Annotated in this window: 2 tRNA genes and 2 rRNA genes; all 4 read left to right on the top strand. The window is 52.1% G+C overall.

From position 1 onward, the window contains the following. Positions 1-59 (top strand): 16S ribosomal RNA (locus ACSEXW_RS28260); the annotation flags it as partial. Between the two features lie 143 nt (positions 60-202). Beyond that, positions 203-276 (top strand) — tRNA-Ile (locus tag ACSEXW_RS28255). Between the two features lie 14 nt (positions 277-290). Next, positions 291-366, top strand: a tRNA-Ala gene (locus tag ACSEXW_RS28250). Positions 367-528: 162 nt separating this feature from the next. Continuing rightward, positions 529-645 (top strand): 5S ribosomal RNA (gene rrf / locus ACSEXW_RS28245). Positions 646-670 lie beyond the last annotated feature (25 nt).

The following is a 670-nucleotide window of genomic DNA, read 5'->3' as shown; positions in this document are numbered from 1 at the left end:
TTGGGGTGAAGTCGTAACAAGGTAGCCGTATCGGAAGGTGCGGCTGGATCACCTCCTTTCTATGGAGTACCTCGTGACCGTAGCGTCACGGTACAATGCAAGACAATCGGCTGATGTTACTTACTCGTGTTCAGTTTTGAAGGGGTTAAATCCTTCAATGGTATATGCTTACGAAGTAAGCTTTGCTAGCGCAAAGCTCTAAGGGCCTTTAGCTCAGCTGGTTAGAGCGCACCCCTGATAAGGGTGAGGTCGGTGGTTCGAGTCCACTAAGGCCCACTTTATCCCCACAAGGGGCCATAGCTCAGCTGGGAGAGCGCCTGCCTTGCAAGCAGGAGGTCAGCGGTTCGATCCCGCTTGGCTCCACCATAACTCACCCCAAAAAGTGAAGATAAGCGTTGTAGCTTATGCCGATTACTTTTCGGGGGCCCCGAAACTGGAAGCAATTAACGGTTGCAAAGGTGTCGACGGTTGTGGTAAGATAGCATTCGCTGTTGAGAAACAGTGAAGAAAAGTGAATAAGCAAGCTCGTTTGGTGATAATGGCGAAGGGGAACCACGCGTACCCATCTCGAACACGACCGTTAAGCCCTTCAGCGCCGATGGTACTTGGACCGCAGGGTCCTGGGAGAGTAGGACGTTGCCAAGCGGGTCTCACTTGTGTGAGATTCACC

The organism is Oryzibacillus soli (genome assembly GCF_051594765.1).
Classification (GTDB): Bacteria; Bacillota; Bacilli; order Paenibacillales; family NBRC-103111; genus Paenibacillus_AR.
Note: the sequence above shows the minus strand (reverse complement) of the source record. Positions and strands in the feature narration are given on the sequence as shown.